Annotated in this window: 19 protein-coding genes; 11 read left to right on the top strand and 8 right to left on the bottom strand. The window is 67.1% G+C overall.

Annotated elements, in window-relative coordinates; genetic code table 11:
• Positions 1-5: 5 nt before the first annotated feature.
• Genes LYSHEL_RS14895 through LYSHEL_RS14885 form a run of 3 tightly spaced genes read right to left on the bottom strand, consistent with a single transcriptional unit; the run spans position 6 to position 2,151 of the window.
• Positions 6-383 (bottom strand): response regulator transcription factor, encoded by a 378-nt coding sequence (locus tag LYSHEL_RS14895; RefSeq protein ID WP_213434829.1) that lies wholly within the window; start codon positions 381-383, stop codon positions 6-8.
• A 32-nt stretch (positions 384-415) separates the two neighbouring features.
• On the bottom strand, positions 416-1,057 hold the full coding sequence (locus LYSHEL_RS14890; protein WP_213434828.1) for a response regulator transcription factor: 642 nt from the start codon (positions 1,055-1,057) through the stop codon (positions 416-418).
• The gene (locus tag LYSHEL_RS14885) at positions 1,054-2,151 is read right to left on the bottom strand and encodes a PAS domain-containing sensor histidine kinase (RefSeq protein ID WP_213434827.1); all 1,098 of its coding nucleotides are present in this window, start codon (positions 2,149-2,151) and stop codon (positions 1,054-1,056) included. Before LYSHEL_RS14885 ends, LYSHEL_RS14890 begins: the two co-directional genes overlap by 4 nt.
• A gap of 305 nt (positions 2,152-2,456) precedes the next feature.
• On the opposite strand from LYSHEL_RS14885, the gene LYSHEL_RS14880 reads away from it, so the two are divergent.
• From LYSHEL_RS14880 to LYSHEL_RS14870, 3 genes are read left to right on the top strand one after another with little or no spacing between them, the layout of a single operon-like run.
• Entirely contained in the window at positions 2,457-3,281 is an 825-nt protein-coding gene (locus LYSHEL_RS14880) for a hypothetical protein (protein WP_213434826.1), read from the top strand.
• 21 nt (positions 3,282-3,302) lie between these two features.
• Positions 3,303-3,761, top strand: coding sequence for a hypothetical protein (locus tag LYSHEL_RS14875; protein WP_213434825.1), 459 nt, complete (start codon positions 3,303-3,305; stop codon positions 3,759-3,761).
• 48 nt (positions 3,762-3,809) lie between these two features.
• Positions 3,810-4,103 (top strand): carboxypeptidase-like regulatory domain-containing protein, encoded by a 294-nt coding sequence (locus tag LYSHEL_RS14870; protein WP_213434824.1) that lies wholly within the window; start codon positions 3,810-3,812, stop codon positions 4,101-4,103.
• Positions 4,104-4,113: 10 nt separating this feature from the next.
• Here LYSHEL_RS14870 and LYSHEL_RS14865 read toward each other — a convergent pair whose 3' ends face one another.
• The gene (locus tag LYSHEL_RS14865) at positions 4,114-5,814 is read right to left on the bottom strand and encodes a SulP family inorganic anion transporter (RefSeq protein ID WP_213434823.1); all 1,701 of its coding nucleotides are present in this window, start codon (positions 5,812-5,814) and stop codon (positions 4,114-4,116) included.
• 112 nt (positions 5,815-5,926) lie between these two features.
• On the opposite strand from LYSHEL_RS14865, the gene LYSHEL_RS14860 reads away from it, so the two are divergent.
• Together LYSHEL_RS14860 and ppk2 are read left to right on the top strand one after the other, a co-directional pair.
• Positions 5,927-6,202 carry a hypothetical protein gene (locus tag LYSHEL_RS14860; protein ID WP_213434822.1) on the top strand — a complete coding sequence of 92 codons (276 nt, stop codon included), beginning with the start codon at positions 5,927-5,929 and terminating at the stop codon, positions 6,200-6,202.
• Complete coding sequence (gene ppk2 / locus LYSHEL_RS14855) at positions 6,199-7,014, top strand: polyphosphate kinase 2 (RefSeq protein ID WP_213434821.1); 816 nt, start codon at positions 6,199-6,201, stop codon at positions 7,012-7,014. The genes LYSHEL_RS14860 and ppk2 overlap by 4 nt, the downstream gene beginning before the upstream one ends.
• On the opposite strand, the gene LYSHEL_RS14850 is transcribed toward ppk2, so the two are convergent.
• Together LYSHEL_RS14850 and LYSHEL_RS14845 are read right to left on the bottom strand one after the other, a co-directional pair.
• The gene (locus LYSHEL_RS14850; RefSeq protein ID WP_213434820.1) at positions 6,998-7,801 is read right to left on the bottom strand and encodes a CHAD domain-containing protein; all 804 of its coding nucleotides are present in this window, start codon (positions 7,799-7,801) and stop codon (positions 6,998-7,000) included. The genes ppk2 and LYSHEL_RS14850 overlap by 17 nt on opposite strands.
• A gap of 8 nt (positions 7,802-7,809) precedes the next feature.
• On the bottom strand, positions 7,810-8,394 hold the full coding sequence (locus LYSHEL_RS14845; protein WP_213434819.1) for an HD-GYP domain-containing protein: 585 nt from the start codon (positions 8,392-8,394) through the stop codon (positions 7,810-7,812).
• 126 nt (positions 8,395-8,520) lie between these two features.
• Here LYSHEL_RS14845 and LYSHEL_RS14840 point away from each other — a divergent pair, with 126 nt between their 5' ends.
• A complete protein-coding gene (locus LYSHEL_RS14840; RefSeq protein ID WP_213434818.1) occupies positions 8,521-9,645 on the top strand; it encodes a sensor histidine kinase in 1,125 nt (374 codons plus the stop codon).
• 3 nt (positions 9,646-9,648) lie between these two features.
• Here the strand turns inward: LYSHEL_RS14840 and LYSHEL_RS14835 are convergent, their stop codons facing one another.
• Positions 9,649-10,668, bottom strand: coding sequence for an NAD(P)H-dependent flavin oxidoreductase (locus LYSHEL_RS14835; protein WP_213434817.1), 1,020 nt, complete (start codon positions 10,666-10,668; stop codon positions 9,649-9,651).
• Positions 10,669-10,832: 164 nt separating this feature from the next.
• On the opposite strand from LYSHEL_RS14835, the gene LYSHEL_RS14830 reads away from it, so the two are divergent.
• From LYSHEL_RS14830 to LYSHEL_RS14820, 3 genes are all read left to right on the top strand, one after another.
• A complete protein-coding gene (locus tag LYSHEL_RS14830; RefSeq protein ID WP_213434816.1) occupies positions 10,833-11,624 on the top strand; it encodes an OmpA family protein in 792 nt (263 codons plus the stop codon).
• Positions 11,625-11,714: 90 nt separating this feature from the next.
• The gene (locus tag LYSHEL_RS14825; RefSeq protein ID WP_213434815.1) at positions 11,715-12,245 is read left to right on the top strand and encodes a DUF1453 domain-containing protein; all 531 of its coding nucleotides are present in this window, start codon (positions 11,715-11,717) and stop codon (positions 12,243-12,245) included.
• Positions 12,246-12,332: 87 nt separating this feature from the next.
• Positions 12,333-15,347, top strand: coding sequence for a tyrosinase family protein (locus tag LYSHEL_RS14820; RefSeq protein ID WP_213434814.1), 3,015 nt, complete (start codon positions 12,333-12,335; stop codon positions 15,345-15,347).
• Positions 15,348-15,544: 197 nt separating this feature from the next.
• Here LYSHEL_RS14820 and LYSHEL_RS14815 read toward each other — a convergent pair whose 3' ends face one another.
• Positions 15,545-16,645: a hypothetical protein gene (locus LYSHEL_RS14815; RefSeq protein WP_213434813.1), complete on the bottom strand. Its 1,101-nt coding sequence runs from the start codon at positions 16,643-16,645 to the stop codon at positions 15,545-15,547.
• A gap of 288 nt (positions 16,646-16,933) precedes the next feature.
• Here LYSHEL_RS14815 and LYSHEL_RS14810 point away from each other — a divergent pair, with 288 nt between their 5' ends.
• Both LYSHEL_RS14810 and LYSHEL_RS14805 read left to right on the top strand, forming a co-directional pair.
• The gene (locus tag LYSHEL_RS14810; protein ID WP_213434812.1) at positions 16,934-17,263 is read left to right on the top strand and encodes a hypothetical protein; all 330 of its coding nucleotides are present in this window, start codon (positions 16,934-16,936) and stop codon (positions 17,261-17,263) included.
• Positions 17,264-17,359: 96 nt separating this feature from the next.
• Entirely contained in the window at positions 17,360-18,589 is a 1,230-nt protein-coding gene (locus LYSHEL_RS14805; protein ID WP_213498461.1) for a TolC family protein, read from the top strand.
• Positions 18,590-18,597: the final 8 nt, after the last annotated feature.

The raw sequence follows: 18,597 nt of genomic DNA, 5'->3' as shown, positions 1-18,597 counted from the left end.
TCGGGTCATCTACGTGAAGCCGCGGGGGCGAGCATGCGCAACGCCTGCAAGAGTTCTTCGTCGTCGACGGGTTTGGTCAGGTACGCGCGCGCACCTTCGGCGAGGCTGCGCGCGCGGTTGGCGGGCGTGTCGTTGCCGGTGAGCACCACGACGGGGATCGGCGCTTCGCGCACCGCGAGCGCCTTCTGCACGTCGAAGCCCGACATGCCCGGCAGGTGCAGGTCGAGGATCACGCCGTCGATGCCCTCGAGGTGTTCCATGAAATCACTGCCACTCGCGAAGAGGCGGGATTCGAATCCCGACAGGCCGAGCAGCCGCTCCAACGCTCGGCGAACGCCGGGTTCGTCGTCGACGATCGCGATGACGGGCGCGCGCGACTGCATGGCGCGGACGCTAGGCCCGCGCAGCGCCGCGTTCAATTGGGCGTTGGCCCAACGGGCGCTGGCGCGATGCGCTGGCGTTCGACGAGGCGCACCAGGTCGGCCAGGCTGTGCAGGCCCAGCTTTTCCATCACGTGCATGCGATGCACCTTCACGGTCTTCTCGACCACGCCCAGCTCCGCGGCGATCTGCTTGTTGAGCTTGCCCGACACCAGCCACGGCAGGATCTCGTGCTCGCGCGGCGTCAGCCGGTCCAGCGCGGCACGCACGCGGGCGTCGTCGGCGGCACGCGCGCGTTGCGCGAGGTCCTGCTCGATCGCGCGTTGCACGGCGCCGAGCAGGGCATCGGCATCGACGGGCTTGGTCAGGAAGTCCACCGCGCCGTGTTTCATCGCATTCACGCTCGAGGGCACGTCGCCGCAGCCGGAGAGGAACACCACCGGCACCGGCACGGCGCTGCGATGCAGGGCCTCCTGCAATTCCAGGCCGCTTTCGCCCGGCATCGCCAGGTCCAGCACGAGGCAGCCCGGCACGTCGGCGTCGTAATGCGCCAGGAATTCCTTCGCCGAGGTACTCGAAGTGGTGGCGATGCCCTCGATCTCGAACAGGCGCGCCAGCGATCGCAGGATGCGCGGGTCGTTGTCGACCAGGTGCACGACGGGCGTCATCGCGCTCATTGCACGCGCGCCGGCAGTTCGAAGCCGACGCACGCGCCGCCTTCGGGCACCACGCGCGCGGACACGCGCCCGCCGTGGGATTCGATGATGTTGCGGCAGACCGCCAGGCCCATGCCCATGCCGCCTGGCTTGGTGGTCTCGAACGGTTCGAACATCACCGGCAGGATCGCCGGGTCGATGCCGTGGCCGTGGTCGATCACGTCCACGCGCACGCTGCCATCCTCGCTGGCACGCGATCGCACGCGCAGCAGGTGCGGGCCTTCGGTGTCTTCCATGGCGTCGCACCCGTTGATGACGAAGTTGAGGAGGACCTGCTGCAGCAGGATGCGGTCGCCATCGATCGCCGGCAGGTGGCCGGCGAGTTCGAGCTGCACGTCCACGCCGCGGTGCAGCAGGTCGTTGCGCACCAGGTGCAGCGCATCGATCACGACCTCGTTGACGACCAGCGGCACGTGGTCGGCGTGTTCCTTGCGCAGCCACTGGCGCAACCGGTGGATCACTTCGCCCGCGCGCCGGCCTTCGGCCACGATGTCGGCCAGGATTTCGTCGAGCACCCGTTGCGAGGCCTCCGCGCCACGCGCCCGCAACAGGCGCTGCGCGGCCTGCGCGTTGGTCAGGATGGTCGCGAGCGGCTGGTTGAGTTCGTGGGCGAGGGCGCCGGAGAGTTCGCCCAGCATCGCCACGCGCGAGAGGTGTGCGATCTCGTCGCGCTGGCGCGCCGCTTCGTGTTCCCGGCGCCGCCATTCAGCGACGTCGGCCAGCACCAGCAGCAGGACATCGCGACCCGCCAGTCGCACGGAGCGGGCTTCGACGCCGATGGGCGTGAGCCGGCCGTCGGGTTGCACCGCGGTCTGCTCGCCATCGTGCCCGCAACCCGGCAATGCGTCGTGCACGTGGATCCCGTGCAGGCCTTGCGGCGGGTCGCCCAGCATGTGCGCTGCGGTCGCGTTCGCCACGGCGATGTAGCCGTTCGCGTCGATCAGCAGCATGCCCGTCGGCGCGGCATCGAGCAGGGCGCGGACGTCGTCGGGCGTGGCATGCGCGAGCAGCGAGGCATCGCTGCTGAATGCGCGACGCCGGGGCGATTGGCCCATGCGGTGCAGCAATCCCCAGACGTGCGAAATCCCGGCGCGCAACCCGGGGCCGGGCGGATCGGTGACGCGACCGGGTAACTGGTTTTGACCCATAACCGCGCGTTCCTGACCGCGAATTACGGTGGTCGGTGATGTCCCTATGCAAGATGCACAACGCCAGCATCTTCGGTGGGAGGACATCCATCCAGCGGGTGACCGACGAACGGTCATGTGTCCCGAAGGTCACCTATCGCAGCCCTTGCAGCGGGCATACCATCGGCCCACGCAGGACTGAGCAGTACCAACCTAAGGGGAAGGGAACCGCCATGAAGATCGCAGGTCTTTCGGTGTTGACGCTCGGGTTGCTCGCCATCGCACCATTGCATGCGCAGCAGATCACGCCGCTGGATACGGTGAGTTTCCGCATCGGCGGTTACATCACCTCATGGGATACGAAGGTGCGCGCCGACGGCACGACCTCGCGCGGCACCGACGTGGATTTCAAGCGCGACTTCGGCCTCGACGACAGCGCCGCCATCGGCTACGTCGGCGTCACCTGGCGGCCGTGGGAGAAGCATGAATTCGGCCTCACGTACTACCAGAACGATGCCGACGCCACGCGCACCGTCACGCGCGACATCACTTTCAAGAACACCACGTACCGCACCAACAGCATCGTCAGCGCCGACGTCGGCATCGATGCGTACGAGGCGTACTACGTGTGGTGGGCCGCATCGAAGGAAAACTGGGCGCTCGGCCCGCGCGTGGGCATGATCTGGTATCGCATGGATGCCGCGCTCGCGTTGCAGGTGGATGCCTCGGGCACGACCGTCGGCGGCGCGGTGCGCGAAGACGCCTCGGCCGACCTGCCCTCGATCACGATCGGCGGTGCATGGCGCTGGACGCCGGGCGGCCACGGCCAGTGGCGCATCGGCGCCGACGCCGGTTACTTCCAGGCCAACGTCGACAACGTGGATGCCAACGTGACGTTCGGACGCATCGGCGTGGAGTGGTTCCCGTGGGAGCGCTCGGGCTTCTCGTTGGATTACACCGTCAGCAAGATCAACGCCGACGCGAAGAAATCCGATTTCCTCGGCAACGTGGATTTCGTCGACAGCGGCCTGAAGCTGGGTTACGTCTATCGCTGGTAAGCGGTCCAACCGGAGCACTGCATGTCTGCCAGCGACCAATTGATGCCGGCCTCGGCCGAGGCCCCGTCGACTGCACAACGTTTGTTCCTGCGGTATTTCACCGGGACGCTGGTGGACCTGGTGGTGTTGAACCTGTTCGTCGAATTCACGGACAAAGTCTTCGTCGATTCGTTCTCCATCTCGCTGCTGGCCGCCGTGCTGCTGCAGGTGCTGCTGAAGGCGACGATCTGGGTGGAGCACAAGGTCGGCGCGTACTTCAAGAAGAAACCCGGCAAGTTCAACACCTTCCTGCGTTTCTTCTTCGCGTGGCTGGTGTTGTTCGGGTCGAAGTTCGTGATCCTCGAGGCGTTGTCGCAGGCGTTCGGCGAGACGGTGCGCTTCACCGGCGCCTGGCACGGCATCATCTGGCTGATCGTGGTGGTGGTCGTGATGCTGCTGGTCGAGGAACTGATCGTGCGGTTCTATCGGAAGCTTGCGTAACCGGCGCGGGCGTAGGATCGCGGTGTTCCAGCAAGACGGAGGTGTCCCATGAACAGGCACCGTTTCACCATCGCGCTGCTGGTCGCGGCGCTGGCTTCGCCGGCTGCGGCGCAACAGTCCTCCGGCAACCTCATGGGCGACGGCAAGGCCGGCGACGTCGTGCGCGTCGAACGGCAGGCCACCGGCTACCACCGCGAGATCAAGGTGGAAGCCGACGGCAAGTACCGCATCCCGCGCATCCCCACCGGCATCTACATCGTCACCGTGACGCATGCCGACGGCACGGTCGACAAGCCGAAGGAAGTGCGCGTGCAGATCGGGACGACGTCGCGGGTGAAGTGACCGGCCCGGTTCAGGGCTTCCAGTCCACCGCGTACGCATCCACGTAATCATCCACCGCCGCGCCGACGGTGGGATGGAAGTTGGCTGCGCCGAAGCGGTCGAACAGTTCGAAGCGGCGCAGCTTGTCCTTGACCGGGTCCTTCATTTCCGCGAAGCGCAGTTCGATATTGGATTCGCGCAGGGCCTGCACGAGTTCGACCAGCATGTCCGCCGACGTCACGTCGATGCTGGTGACCGGCTCGGCGGTCACGACGACGCGCTTCACCGGCGTCGGCGATGCGGCCACGGCGTCGAGCACGCGCTGGCGAAAGAGTTCGGCGTTGGCGAAGAACAGCGGCGCATCCCAGCGGAACAGCACCAGGCCCGGCACGCGCCGCGCGTCGGGATAGCGCGCGGTGTCGTGGAAGCCGCGGATGCCGTCCACGCGCCCCAGCACCGCGTAGTGCGGGCGCCAGCCGTCCCACAGGAATTCGATCACGGCGATGGCGATCGCCAGGCCGATGCCGGGGATCGCACCGAACAGCGCCACGCCCGCGAAGCACACGATGGACAGCCAGAACTCCCAGCGCTGGATGCGGTAGATGCGGCGCAGGTCCGCGAACTCGAACAAGCCGATCGCCGCGGCGATCACGACCGCGGCCAGCGCGCTGTTCGGCAAATCCTTCAGCAGGTTCGGCGCCAGCAGGAGCAGCAGCGCAACGCTCACCGCACCGACGATGCCGGTGAGCTGCGTCTTCGCCCCCGCGGCTTCCGCCACCGGGGTGCGCGACGCGCTGCTGCTGATCGCGAAGCCCTGGAACAAGCCCGCGGCGAGGTTGGCCGCGCCCAGCCCGATCATTTCCTGGTTCGGATCCACGGCTGTGCGCGTCTTCGCGGCATACGTGCGCGACAGCACGCTCGTATCGGCGAAGGCCACCATCGCGACGGCGCAACCGCCGATCGCGACCTGCGCCAGGTCCGCGAATGCGATGTGCGGCAGCGCGAACGACGGCAAGCCCTGCGGCAACGGGCCCAGCACTTTCACGCCGAAGCGTTCGCCCAGCGCGAGCAGCCCGGCCACGACGGTGGCGGCGACGACGGCGATCAGCAACCCGGGCACGCGCTTGAACGGCTTGAGCACCAGGATCGTCGCCAGCGTGCCGGCGCCGACGGCGGCGGCGACCCAGTTCGCCTTGCCGTCGAGCAACGCGTGCACGACCTGCACGATGTCGCGCAGCGGGCCTGCGCCTTCGATCGAGAAGCCGAAGAACTTCGGCAATTGGCTGATCAGCACCGTGAGCGCGATGCCGTTCATGTAGCCGTAGCGGATGGGCTTGGAGAGCAGGTCGGTCACGAAGCCCAGCCGCAGCAGGCCGATGACGATGCACACCAGGCCGGACACGACGGCCATCATCGCGGCGAGCGCGACCGCGCGTTCGGGACTGCCCGCCGAGAGCGGAAGCACGACGGACAGGATCACCGCGGCCAGCGCGGAATCGGGCCCGAGCACCAGGATGCGGCTGGGCCCGAACACGGCGTACGCCAGCAACGGCACGATGGTCGCGTACAACCCGTTGATCCCCGGCAAGCCCGACGCGACGGCGTACGCAATGCCCACCGGCACCAGCATCGTGGTGAGCACCAGGCCGGCGACGATGTCGTTCGGCAACCACGCGGCCTCGTAGCGGCGCAGCGTGTCGATCCCGGGCACCCAGCGTTGCCAGCGTTGCATGGCTCATCCTTTCGGGACGCGCAGCGGGGACGCGGCATTGGACGAACGGTCCGTCGCGGGCGCGCGTGGCGCGGAGCAGAATAGCGCCTCGTCCTGCGCCCCGGGGACCGCGATGTCCGACCAGACCGACGACCCCACCATCCAGGTGTTGCTCGAACGCCTCGTGAAGTTCCGCCTGCCGCGCACGCTGGATATCAAAAAGCGCGTGGATGCCGGCGAACGCCTGACCGATTCGGAAATCGGCTTCCTGTCGCAGGCGCTGGAGGATGCGCAGGCCGCGGTGAAGTACGTTGCGCGCAGTCCGGAAGTCCACGCGCTGGGCGCGCAGATCGCGCAACTGTACGAAGCGATCGTGCACAAGGCGCTGGAGAACGAGAAGCGCGCATGAAACGCGAGGACAAGAAGACCGCGTCCGACGCCCCGCCGGACAAGATGAAGCGCAAGGACTACGAGGCGGCGCTGGAGAAGCTGCACGCCGAGTTGGTGAAGCTGCAGCTGTGGGTGGTCGCCAAGCAGCTGAAAGTCTGCATCGTGTTCGAAGGCCGCGACACGGCGGGGAAGGGCGGTACGATCAAGGCCATCACCGACCGCGTGAGCCCGCGCGTGTTCCGCGTCGTCGCCCTGCCGGCGCCGACCGAGCGCGAGCTGAGCCAGATGTACATGCAGCGCTACATGAAGCACCTGCCCGCTGCCGGCGAAATCGTGATCTTCGATCGCAGCTGGTACAACCGCGCGGGCGTGGAGCGGGTGATGGGCTTCACGCCGGAAGCGAAGGTGCAGCGCTTCCTGCGCATCACGCCGCTGGTGGAGCGCGCGATCGTCGAGTCGGACATCATCCTGCTCAAGTACTGGCTGGAAGTGGGCGAAGCCGAGCAGACGCGGCGCCTGGAAGCGCGCGCCAGCGACGGGCGCAAGCTGTGGAAGCTCACGCCGATGGACCTGAAGTCCTACGGGCGCTGGTACGACTACTCGCGGGCGCGCGACGACATGTTCGCCGCCACCGACACGCCGCACGCGCCGTGGTTCGTCGCACGCACGGACGACAAGCGCCGCGCGCGCCTCAACATCATCCGGCACCTGCTCGACCAGATACCGTACGAGGAACTGCCCCGCGACAAAGTGGTGTTGCCGAAACGGCAGAAGCGCGGCGATTACGTCGAGCCGGACTATCCGTATCGCTACGTCAAGGAACGCTACTGACGGGGGCGACCACCGAGCGGATGCGCTTGCGCTGCCGCGCGAGGGCCCGTTCGGCAAAGCGTCGCAGCGCGGCGCGGGATTCGCCGAACGGCGAGTCCTTGCCGCAATGCGCGACGAGCAGGCTCAGGTCCTGCAACACGCCGAGTTGCTCGGTGACGTGTTTGTCGAAGCCTGCGTCGGAAAGGGGCAAGGCCGCCGCGAGGGCGACGCGATGCTGCTGCGAAAGCCGTCGCATGCGCCGGCGCCAGCGATGCCAGTCCTGGTCGTCGTCGTGCGCACAGGCGCGGTCGCGTGCCGCGTCGGCCTTGCGTGCCGACGCCGCCAGCGCATCGACCACGGTCGACGTTGCGACGTTGTCCCACGCCAGGCCGGACAGCCCCGCGCGCAGCGTCACCAGGATCGCGCGTTCGTGCTGCAGGGCCTGCGCGAACCCGGGTCCATGCGCCATGGCCGCCCGCCGTCGCAGCGCGATGCCGCGCGCGTGCGCGAGCGCCGTGCGCGTCGGTTCGTCGCGCGCCTTCGTGCGCAAGCGATCGAGCGTCTCGACGAGTGCATGCGCATCCCGCAACGGCGACAGGCGCCGGTTCGCGCGCCGCAATTCACGATCGATCAGCTTCGCGCCCGGGCCGACGTCCGCGGCCACGAGTGCGAGCAGGGCGCGCGTGCGGCGGATCGCCTTGCGTGCCTGGTGGATGCCGGTGTGCACGTGGCTGCCGTGTCGACCGAGGTGGTCGATGGCCGCCGCCAGTTCGGCCAGGCCGTGGTCGCGCAGCGCCTCCGTGGTCATCGCGGGGCCTAGCCGACGGCCTTGTATGCACTCGATGCGACGGTCTTGTCGAAGCGCCCCAGCAAATGCGGATCGAACTTGCGTCCCTGCTCGACGTTGAGCATGCGCATCACCTCGTCGTGCCGCTTGGGCGCGTGATACGGCCGCACGGTGGCGATGGCGTCGTAGGCATCGACGATGCAGAGGATGCGCGCGAGCACCGGGATGTCGTCGCCGCGCAAGCCATCCGGATAGCCGCTGCCATCGATGGCTTCGTGGTGGTGCAGCACGACGGTGGCGATGGCGGCCACGCGCGGATCCGGGATCGCCGACAGGATGTCGTGGCCGCGGCGCGGATGCGTGCGCATCACCGCGATGTCGTCGGCGTCGTAGCGCGCCGGCTTGAACAGCACGCGATCGGGAATGCCGAGCTTGCCGATGTCGTGGAGCTGCCCGGCCCAGTGCAGGACGCCCAGTTCCTCGGCGGACAGCCCGAGCGCGCGCCCCGTTTCCACGGACAGCGCGCAGGTGCGGTCGCAGTGCGCGGACGTGTTGTCGTCGCGCTCGTGCAGGGCGCGCAGGACGGCGGCGGTTTCGCGGGCGAGGTCGGCCATGGTTCCGAAGCTAACGCGTTGGCCGGGGCGTTCCGGACGTGGCCGCCCGTCGGCGGACGCCCGGTCGGGCGGCCACGCGGGTTTGGCCCTACGATGCGCGTCCAACCTCCTGGATCGGCAAAGCGCATGGGCACCGGTCTGGCGGATTTCATCGAGCACCACAGCGAGACGATCATTTCCCACGCGATGGTGTTCGCGAAGACGGTGGACGTGGGCGCGCCGCTCGATGACGCCGCCTTGCGCGACCACCTCCCGGACATCGTCGCGGCCATCGTCGCGGACCTGCGCCGCCCGCAAACGCGCGAGGAAGAAATCGAGAAATCCGAGGGCCGCGCGCTCGCCCCCGTCGGGACGCCGCGCACCGCCGCCGGCACCCACGCGTTGTTCCGCGCGCACAGCGGCTTCAGCGTGTCGCACCTGGTGTCCGAATACCGCGCATTGCGCGCGTCCGTGCTACGCCTGTGGGCCGACGCCCCCGAGGCCGCGGCCGTCAGCGCGGACGAGGTGACGCGTTTCAACGAAGCGATCGACGAAGCCATCGCCGAATCGGTGAGCCACTACGCGGACGAAGTGGAACGCTGGCGCAACATCTTCCTCGGCGTGCTGGGCCACGACCTGCGCAGCCCGTTGAGCGCCATCGTGATGACCTCCGAACTGATCGCGCGCACCGCGGTGGATGCACCGATGGCCGAGGCCGCGCAGCGTTTGATCCGCAGCGGCGAGCGCATGCGCGCGTTGCTGGACAAGCTGCTGGTCTACAACCGCGCGAAGCTGGGCGTCGGGTTCGAGATCGACAAGGCACAGGTCGACCTGGTGCAGGTGTGCCGGGACGAAGTGGACCTGCTGCAGGGCACGATGCCGCAGGTGCGCATCGAATTCCGCGCGGAAGGGCCGGTGTCCGGGATGTTCGATGCCACGCGCGTGCGCGAAGCGCTCGCCAACCTGGTGGTGAATGCCTTGAAGTACGGCAACCGCGGCGGCGACATCCAGGTCACGTTGCGCCAGGCCGACGCGGGCGTCGAACTGAAGGTCGGCAACGCAGGCGAGCCGATCTCGCGCGAGATGCTGGACCTGATGTTCGAACCGCTGCGCCGCGGCGGCGTGCTGGGCGGCGAACAGGAACACGAGCGCGCCAGCCTCGGCCTCGGTCTGTTCATCGTCAACCAGATCGCGCTGGCGCACGCGGGCACCATCCGCGCCGACTCGTCGGACGGGAAGACGACGTTCACGCTGAACCTGCCGAACGGCTGAGCTTCAAGCGCCGGCGAGCGTGCGCGTGATCTCCGCGGCGCCTTGCGTGCTGCACCCCGCGGTGTTGGTGCCCGACCAGAGCGGCGAGAAATCGTCGCGGCCGATACGTTCGGCGTGCGACCGCAGCGGTGCGATCGCCTCGGCGGCGAGCGGGAACGCGGGCGGCAAATCGGAGAGCGGTCCGAGGTCGCGCATCAGGCGATTGGAGATCCCGCGCGCCGGCCGGCCACTGAAGAGATTGGTGAGCGCGGTGTCCGGCACGGACGCGCGCGCGATGGCGGTGCGATGCACCGGCGAGGTCGTGGCTTCCGGACATAGCAAGTAGGACGTCCCGACCTGCACGGCGCTCGCGCCGGCCCGTAACGCCGCACGCACGTCGGCGTGGCTGCCGATGCCACCCGCGGCAATCAATGGCACGTCGATCGCGTGCGCCAGGCCGGCCAGCAAGTCGCGCAAGGGCAACTGCAACGACAGATCGTCCGACAGGAAATGCCCGCGATGCCCGCCGGCTTCCAGCCCTTGCGCGATCACCGCATCGGCGCCGTGCGCCGCGAGCCATCGGCCTTCCTCGATGGTCGTCGCGGAGCCGAGCACGAACGCGCCCCAGCCCTTGATCCGTTGCAGCAAATCCGGCGCGGGCAGCCCGAAGTGGAAGCTGACGACCTTCGGCCGGAATCCGGCGATCACATCGACGACCGCGGCATCGATCGGTCGTCGCGCACCCGCGTCGTTCGCATCGGGGAACGCCAGGCCGAGTTCGTCGTAATACGGCTGCAAGGCTTCACGCCAGCGCGCTTCACGCGACGCATCGGGCGTCGGCATCGCGTGGCAGAAGAAGTTGAGGTTCACCGGTCGCGGCGTGGCCGCGGCGATGCGTTCCAGCGCGGCGCGCAACTGCGCGGCATCGAGCATCGCGCAGGGCAGGGAGCCCAGCCCGCCGGCACCGGAGACGGCGATGGCCAGGTCGGCGCCCTGCACGCCGGCCATCGGGGCCTGGATCACGGGGAGGTCGATGTCGAGCATCGGACGGAGTATGCCCCGCGGCGAAAAAGTACTGGTCCGCCACGCGTAGAAATACGGGCGCGGTGGCGCCGGCAACGCTTCAGGATGTTGACCCACCCCGTGGCCGCCTTCGCATGCAATGGGCGTTCCCACTCGCGGGGATCATCTGCAGTCAGGAGACGTCCATGATTTCCATGAAAGGTCTGAAACAGCTCGCCCTGTCGTCCGCACTGATGGGTCTCCTCGTTGCGCTGCCCGCCCTCGCGGCCGACGGCGATCCGAGCACGATCAAGGGCCTGATCACCGCGGTCAACGGCGACATGATCACGGTCAAGGACAGCAACAACGTCGAGCGCAAGATCCACGTCTCGCCCGACACGAAGATCAAGAAGAAGAAGGGCCTGGCGGCCGTGCGTTACGAAACGGTCGAGAAAGGCGCCCTGATGGCGGGCCTGCCGATCGTGGCCGACGTGGTCGCGCAGGGCGACGGCTTCAACGCCACGGCGATTTCGTTCGGCTCGGAAGACTTCCGCACCGCGCAGCAGGTGCAGGCCGGCGTGGCGCCGACCCATGCAGGCATGGAAGCGAACGCCGCGCGCATGAACGACTTCGGCACGTATGAAGCGCTCGCCACGGCAGAGGTGCATTTCGCCTCGGGCAGCACCGCGATTTCCTCGCAGGGCAAGTCCGACCTGATGGCGCTCGCCGCGAAGACCAAGGAGCTGAAGGATTACCGGATGGTGGTGCAGGGCTTCACCGATTCCACCGGCGACGCCGCCGCCAACCAGGTCCTCAGCACCAAGCGCGCCGCGGCCGTCACCAATTTCCTGCAGCAGAAGGCCGGCGTTTCGCCCGGTCGCGTGCAGGCCGGCGACGGCATGGGCGTGGCGTCCGACGCCGGCACGGGCAGCAATGCCAGTGCGCGCAAGGTGGTCGTGAAGCTGGTGGTCGACAAGGGTGTGAACGCCGGGAAGTAAACGTGCTTCGCGGGTGACGAACCAAGGCCGGGAGCGTGCGCTTCCGGCCTTTCGCATTGCGTGGCGCGGGAGTTCGGTAGGGTCGGTCGCATGCCCTTGTTGCTGCTCCCGTTGATCGTGCTCGTCCTGTTCGCGGCCTGGCTCGTGCTGCTGCCGGTGTCGCTGTGGGCGCGGTATTCGTCCGGGCGCGCGCGGCGGCGTGCGCAGGGGTGGTTCCTGCGCGGCAATGCGTGGTTGCTTGCGGTGTCGTTGCCGATCTTCGTGGTGTCGTCGTGGGCTGCGACGCACTGGATGGCGGACGCGCTGCGAGATGCGGGCTGGGGTTTGCTGTTCGGCGCGGGGGTCGGCGTGCTCGGCGTGTCGCTGACGCGCTTCGAGCGCGATGCAAAAGGCTGGACCTACACGCCCAATCGCTGGGTCGTGCTGGGGCTCACGGCGATCGTGGCGGCGCGCGTGTTCGCCGGGTTGTGGATGGCGTGGCGGCATTTGTCGGGCGACGCGTCTGGCGCTTTTGCCGGATGGCTCGACGCGGGCGCGTGGACCGGGATCGCCGGCGTGTTCCTCGGCTACGCGCTGGCCTACACCTGGGGCGTGCTGGCGCGGCTGTCGCGCATTGCGTGAATCCCGGTCACCCGGTGACCGGCCGGCATGACCCATTCGGTGGATGCCTTGCGTCCTACCTGATGGCAGGGGCGCAAGGAGGGTGTCATGCGCAAGCGCTTGAAGGTGCGGCAACTCGTCGTGGTCGCGTTCGCGTGGTGCATCGCGAACACGGCCTTCGCCCAGGCAGACCTGTACATCCGCGACACGCCGGCGGACACCGGTGTGCAGCCCAATCCCGATGCGGGGCCGATGTGGGTGTCGGAAGACATATGGGTGCGCAACAGCCCGGATCCCAACTGGCGCCCGACGGCGTTCAATCCCGCGTCGCCGCCCTGGACGCCCGCGGCGCACCAGAATCCCGAATACCGCAATCCGCGCTACGGCCTGCCGAATTACGTGTACGTGCGCGTGCGCAATCGCGGATCGTCGGCGTCGGCCGGCACCGAACATCTGCACGTGTACTGGTCGAAAGGCGCGGCCGGCCCGACGTGGTCGTCCGGCTGGATGGATGCGTTTCCGACCGTGTGCGGCGCCAGTCGCCTCACGGGCGCGGAGATCACCAAGCCGCGCGTCAACGCAGCGACGGCCACCGCGACGCAACGCCAGCGCCTGCGCGATGCGTACATCACGATGGCCACGACGCCGGAATTCGCATTGCTCACCGGCTACGACTACTGGACGAAGCAACAACAGATCCACGTGCGCGCGCCGGAACACCACAACCCCGCGTTCCTGCCGTGGCACCGCGAATTCCTCAACCGCCTCGAACTGTTGCTGCAGCAGGCCGACCCGCGCGTCAAGCTGATGTACTGGCAATGGACGACGGATCCGACCAACAGCACCAACGGCACGAATCTCTACACGTCGGGGTTCATGGGCAACTCCGGCCGCGGCACGGGCGGGACGAGCATGGGCGCACCGTTGTCGCCCGCGCTGGAACCCATCGCGTCGGAAGGCGCGAGCGTCGTGCGCAACCTGCGCACCGGCGTGCCCGGCTCGGCGTCGGATACCACGCACATGGGGTGGGCCAACTACCGCGGCAGCGACGCCGCGGAAAACTTCAGCGTGCAGATCGAGACCACGCCCAACCACGATGCGAACCACGGGTACATCGGTGGCACCGGCGGTTCGATGTCGGTCGTTGCCTCCGCCACGCGCGATCCGTTCTTCTTCCTGCTGCACGGCAAGGTCGACCAGTTGTGGTCGCGCTGGCAGCGCGCGAACACCGCGCGCATCGAAGCCGGCACGGCGTACGGCACCTCGTCGACCAGCGCGGTCATCGTCAACGGCCTGCGTCCGTGGAATGGCGCGGTGCCGACCGGCTCGCCGATCGATCCGTGGACGACGGGCGGCGGCTTCATCGTGACGAAGACCAGCTTCGATCGCTCGGTGCTGTCGCCGCCGATCTACGACAGCGCGCCGCTCACGATTCCCGTCGTGCCGGCGGGGCAGGCGGTCATCCTCGAAATCCCGTGGTATCCGCCGAATCCCGCCGACTACGCGTGCCTCGGCGACACGCAGTTCGGCCTGCTGGCGCGCGTGACGCCGGTGACGACCACCGAAGGCACCAACATCACCACCAACGTGCGCAACGGCAACAACCTGGCGTGGCGCAACCTCCAGGTCGTCGACGACTTCAGCGGCACGATGGCGGCGATGGCGATGATGGTGGAGAACGACACGCAGGCGCCGATGACGGCGTCGCTGCAGTTCCGCGAAGGGGCGCAGCGGTTCGCGCAACTCGGGCAGTCTGTCGAAACGATCGACGTGGGGATGCCGTCGGCGTTGTACCGCCGGATCGCGGGGCAGGGCCGCGAACAGGTGAAGCCGGCGCAGGCGATGCAGGGCGTGCCGGCGGACACGGTGTTCGTGCGGTTGAAGGGATTCGAGGATGCGTTGGACGGGATCGCGTTGAAGCCCGGTGAGCGATTCCCGTTGCGCCTCGTGTTGCAGTTGCGGCGCGATGCGAAGCCGATGCGCGAGCCCTTGGTGTTCGACGTCGTGCAACGCAGCGGCAAGGGCGAGGATGTCGGGGGTGTGCGCTTCCAGCTCGACGTCGCGCAGGTGAATCTCGTGAAGCCGCGCAGTGAATGGCGCGTTTCACCCTCCGATCAGGCGCCGCCGGGCTGGACCTCGACCAACTTCGACGATGCCGCCTGGCCCGAAGCCCCGGCGCCGCTGGGCTTCGCGCCGAAACTCGAAGCCATGGCCGGCGTGGCGCCGGGCACGAAGGTGGCGTATTTCCGCAAGCGCTTCGACGTGCAGGATCCGCAGCTGGTGCGCGACCTCACCTTGCGCCTGCGCGTCGATGACGGCGCGGTCGTGTACCTCAACGGACGCGAAGTGCATCGCACGAACTTCGACAAGCAAGTGCTGAAGCCGGTGTCGGGGGCGGCGGAACTCGCGTATTTCCCGGTGCGGCTATCGCCGGAGTTGCTGCGCGCCGGGACGAACGTGCTCGCGGTGGAAGTGCATCAATACGAGGACAACGCGCAGGACGACCTGGTGTTCGATGCCGCGCTGGTCGGCAATCGCGTGGACGCGACCGAACCGCCGAGCGTGCGCATCGCGCTCGATGACGCGCTCGTGCGCGCGGGGCAATCGATTCAACTGCATGTCGATGCCATCGATCCGAACGGCGAACTCCGCAAGGTCACGTTGTTCGCCGACGACAAGCCCGTGCAACCGACGACGGCCCCCACGACTTTCGCCTGGACGCCGACCAGGGGCCCGCAACGCCTGCGCGCCGTCGCCGAAGACAGCGAAGGCCGCACGACCGCGGAAGACCGCCTGGTCGTCGGCGTCGACGACCTGCCGCCGGTCGTGACGCTGCAGGCCCGCGCCGGCGACGCGCCGGGCACGGTGATCCTGACGGCCGATGCCACGGATGCGGACGGCAGGATCCGCAACGTCGAATTCTTCATGGCCGACAGCGATCTGTTCGAAGCGAAGTTCGTGCCGGTGGGATCGCGCCAGGCGCCGCCGTTCGAAGTGACCGTGCAGGTGCCGGAAACGGAACACCGCATCGTGACCGTGCGCGTGACCGACGATGGTGGCGAAACCAGCGATGCGAGCACGCATGTGCACGTGGGGCCGCACCGGGAGGGGAGCGCGAAGTGACCCAAAAAAGAAAAGGCCCGCTTTCGCGGGCCTTTTCCTTCAATGGTGGAGGTGGGGGGAATTGAATTGCTCCGAAACTGCGCAAGATTCGGGCCGCCACTGCGGGCGGGCGAATTTCGATATGCGCGACGGTATACACAAACCACAAAAAGTTGGGGGTGTGTGCAGCGGGTTCCCGGCCGGATAAGGGTGGATGGCTAGAACGGGAGGTCTGGCCGGATTTGAAATGACCCGGTAAACCTCGCCTCTTGCTTCAGAGCAGCTTCCACCAACAGCCTGGTGCGGCTGTCGCTGTTCAAGAAATCCGCGGTGTCATCGTCGACGTCGACTTCGAGGATGATTCCACCCGACTCATCTGGCATTACGAAAAGTTCACTGACCCCTTCCTTCAAGCCCTCCGACGAAAGGCGATAGTTGAATGCATGTATGAGTCTTTTCCTCAGGACCGTTGCGAAGTAATTTTGAACGGCACGATTGCTCGCGATGGATGTGTACGACTCATTCAGAAGCAAATGCAAATGCTCGCTGTTGTACGTGGCAAGAGACTCCATCTCACCGATGAACCAATCAACCTTGTCGGCGCCAACGAAATGTACCTGCGCGTCCAAATGACGCTTGCGGACCATGTAGCGCGTGAGCAGCAGCAATTGGTCAATCTCCACAACATTCGGTGTCTTTTCAGAATGCTGCACGTCAACCATTGGCGCATCAACAATGACAGCGAGTCGGAACAGGTAGATTCGTTTCCCTGCGAAGGCACGCTGAGCAGCTCGATCAGGGATCGCTTCAATTTCGTAATCGAGCGCCTTCATTAGGCCAGATATTGAATTAAAGATCGGAGAGTCGTTTCGGCTGGCAGCCTCTTTCCTCGTACCTTCGGGGCTTCCGCCCTGACGGGGACCAGGCGGCGCAATCACCTGAAACGCAAAAACGTCCCGCGTGATGTTGAACGTCACGGCCTTCGCTTGGCGATTTGACTCAAGGTAATTGCTTCGCCAGTCGCTGGAGCTCAGGAACGTTCGAAGGGGCTCGATGTCAGTCCAGTAGTGAACCGGCTGCCACTCGATGTTCGGGTCCTGTCCCCGCTTGTCGCGCGACAGGAAGGCCCAGGTTGTCGTGCGCTCCTTCTTGCAGCTCGCCAGAACGGTGGTTACAAATTCGTAACCTTGAACTTCGAACACTCTGTAAGCGATGAGGTCGAGTTCGCGAGCTTTGCCGTCGGTGTCGTCGACGTAGTATCGGTTGCTAATTACGCTCCAACCGTTTGCGCGAAAGCGCTCGGTGACCATGTGCTCCAAGGGGTATCCGGTCGCCTCGATCGCCTTCTTGACATCCTCCGGATCTACGGGTTTTCGCACTGGTCCCCTCCAACTGACAGCGAAATGCGTCCAATGCGCGCAACCTTAACCGAAGCGACGACCCAGGCTCGGAGCTGCGGGCGGGCCACCAAGCGTCAACTGGCGAACGGACCAGTGTTCCACGTGTACCCATCTCACGGACCCGTTGAAATTACATAACGTTGGTCCCGGCCTGTATCGTTCACGGCCATGCCCGCACCCTCAGCTACCGCCAGCCTGATCACTAGCATGCGGCACTCCCGCGCGCTGGCGATCCTCGTGCTGCTGTTGCTCCTGCTGCGCATCGGTTCGGCCTCGGCGTGCGTGCAGCACGAGCTGGCCGATCTCGGCATGGGGACGCCCGGCAAGGCGTTGGTGGATAAGCCTGCTGACGCTGCGGGCGCCGACGGCGTAGCCATGCACGCGAGCTGCACGCACTGCAACTGCCACCACGCGGCGGCGGTGCTCATGGCGATCGCGACGCCAGCCGCCATCGCCAACACCAGCGTGCTCGGCGATCGCTTCGACGAACATGCTTCGGCCCCGTTGCCCTTGACCCTCCGGCCACCCATCGCCTGATCGACGACGTCTCCGGTCCCTCGGCCCTGCCGAGGTCCTGTCGATCCTGAGGGTTTCCCAATGCACTTTGTTCGCATGCCGCGACGACGGTCTGTCGTGCGGTTGCTCGTTGCCGTCATGGCATCGGGCCTGCTGTTCGCCGCGTACGCGCAGGAGCCTGCTCCGCGGGCCCCGGCGCCGATCCGCGACGCGATCCAATCCGCGTGGCGACAACATCCGACCTACCAGTCCACCGAATCGCAACTTGCTGGCGCGCGCGCGCGTCGGGACGCGGCTGGTCGTCCGCTTTACAACCCCGAGCTCACCTTCGACTACGACGACGAAGGCACGGACAAGACCGCCACCGCCGGCATCAACCTGACACTCGACCTGGCTGGCAAGCGGCGCGCTCGGGAGTCTTCCGCTACAGCGCGCGTCGATGAAACGATCGCGCGTGTCCACCTGCAACGGCGCGATTTCGTTCGGAGCTGGTTCGCAGCCATGAGCGATTGGCGCATGGCCACGGAGCGTACTAAGACCGGCGAACGCCGCGTGGCGCTCCTCGCGCGCTTCGCGGACCTCGCCCGGAAGCAGTTCGCGGCAGACGACATATCCGGGCTTGAACGCGATCTCGCGCTCCTTGCACGCGACGAAGCCGAGGCCGAACAGGCCACGCTGCTTGCCGAGCAGGCGCAGGCCGAGGCACGGTTCCGAAGCGTCGGTGGCGATACCGCATTGGCGAACCTGCCGGACGTGGTCCTTCCCTTGCCGGCCCGCGGTGAAGGCGCCGACGACGCGCCCGAAGTCGAAATCGCGCGGGCAGCCGCAGCCGGGGCCGAGCGCGACATCGCTGTCGCTCGCAAGGCACGCATTGCCGATCCCACCGTTGGCGTTCGGGGTGGTCGCGTCGAGTACGACGACCTGGCCCGCGACAACGTCGTTGGCGTGACGTTGACCGTGCCGCTGAACATCCGCAACACCTATCGCGCCGAAGTCGTCGCCGCGGAGGCTGACGCCGCCGTGGCGCGCGCGGAAGTCGATCGCATCGCACTCGAAGTCGCCGCCGAGCGCAGGCGCGCGATCGACAGCTACGGCACGACGCGCGCGGCGTGGTCGCGTTGGAAGGAGAGCCGCGGCACCGATGTCACGCGTCGGGAAAATCTCCTGGAACGCCTGTGGCGCGAAGGTGAGCTCTCCACCGCCGACTACCTGTTGCAGCTCAAGCAGACCCTCGACACCGAACTGGCGCGCGCGGAGCTGCAAGCCCGAGTCTGGCGCGCCTATGCCGATTACCTCGCCGCCACCGGCCAGCTCGAACGCTGGGCCGGACTGGAAGGCACCCCATGAGAACGCAT

Source organism: Lysobacter helvus (genome assembly GCF_018406645.1).
Lineage (GTDB): Bacteria > Pseudomonadota > Gammaproteobacteria > Xanthomonadales > Xanthomonadaceae > Noviluteimonas > Noviluteimonas caseinilytica.
The sequence above is the reverse complement of the archived record's forward strand: the minus strand, read 5'-3'. Positions and strand labels throughout refer to the sequence as shown.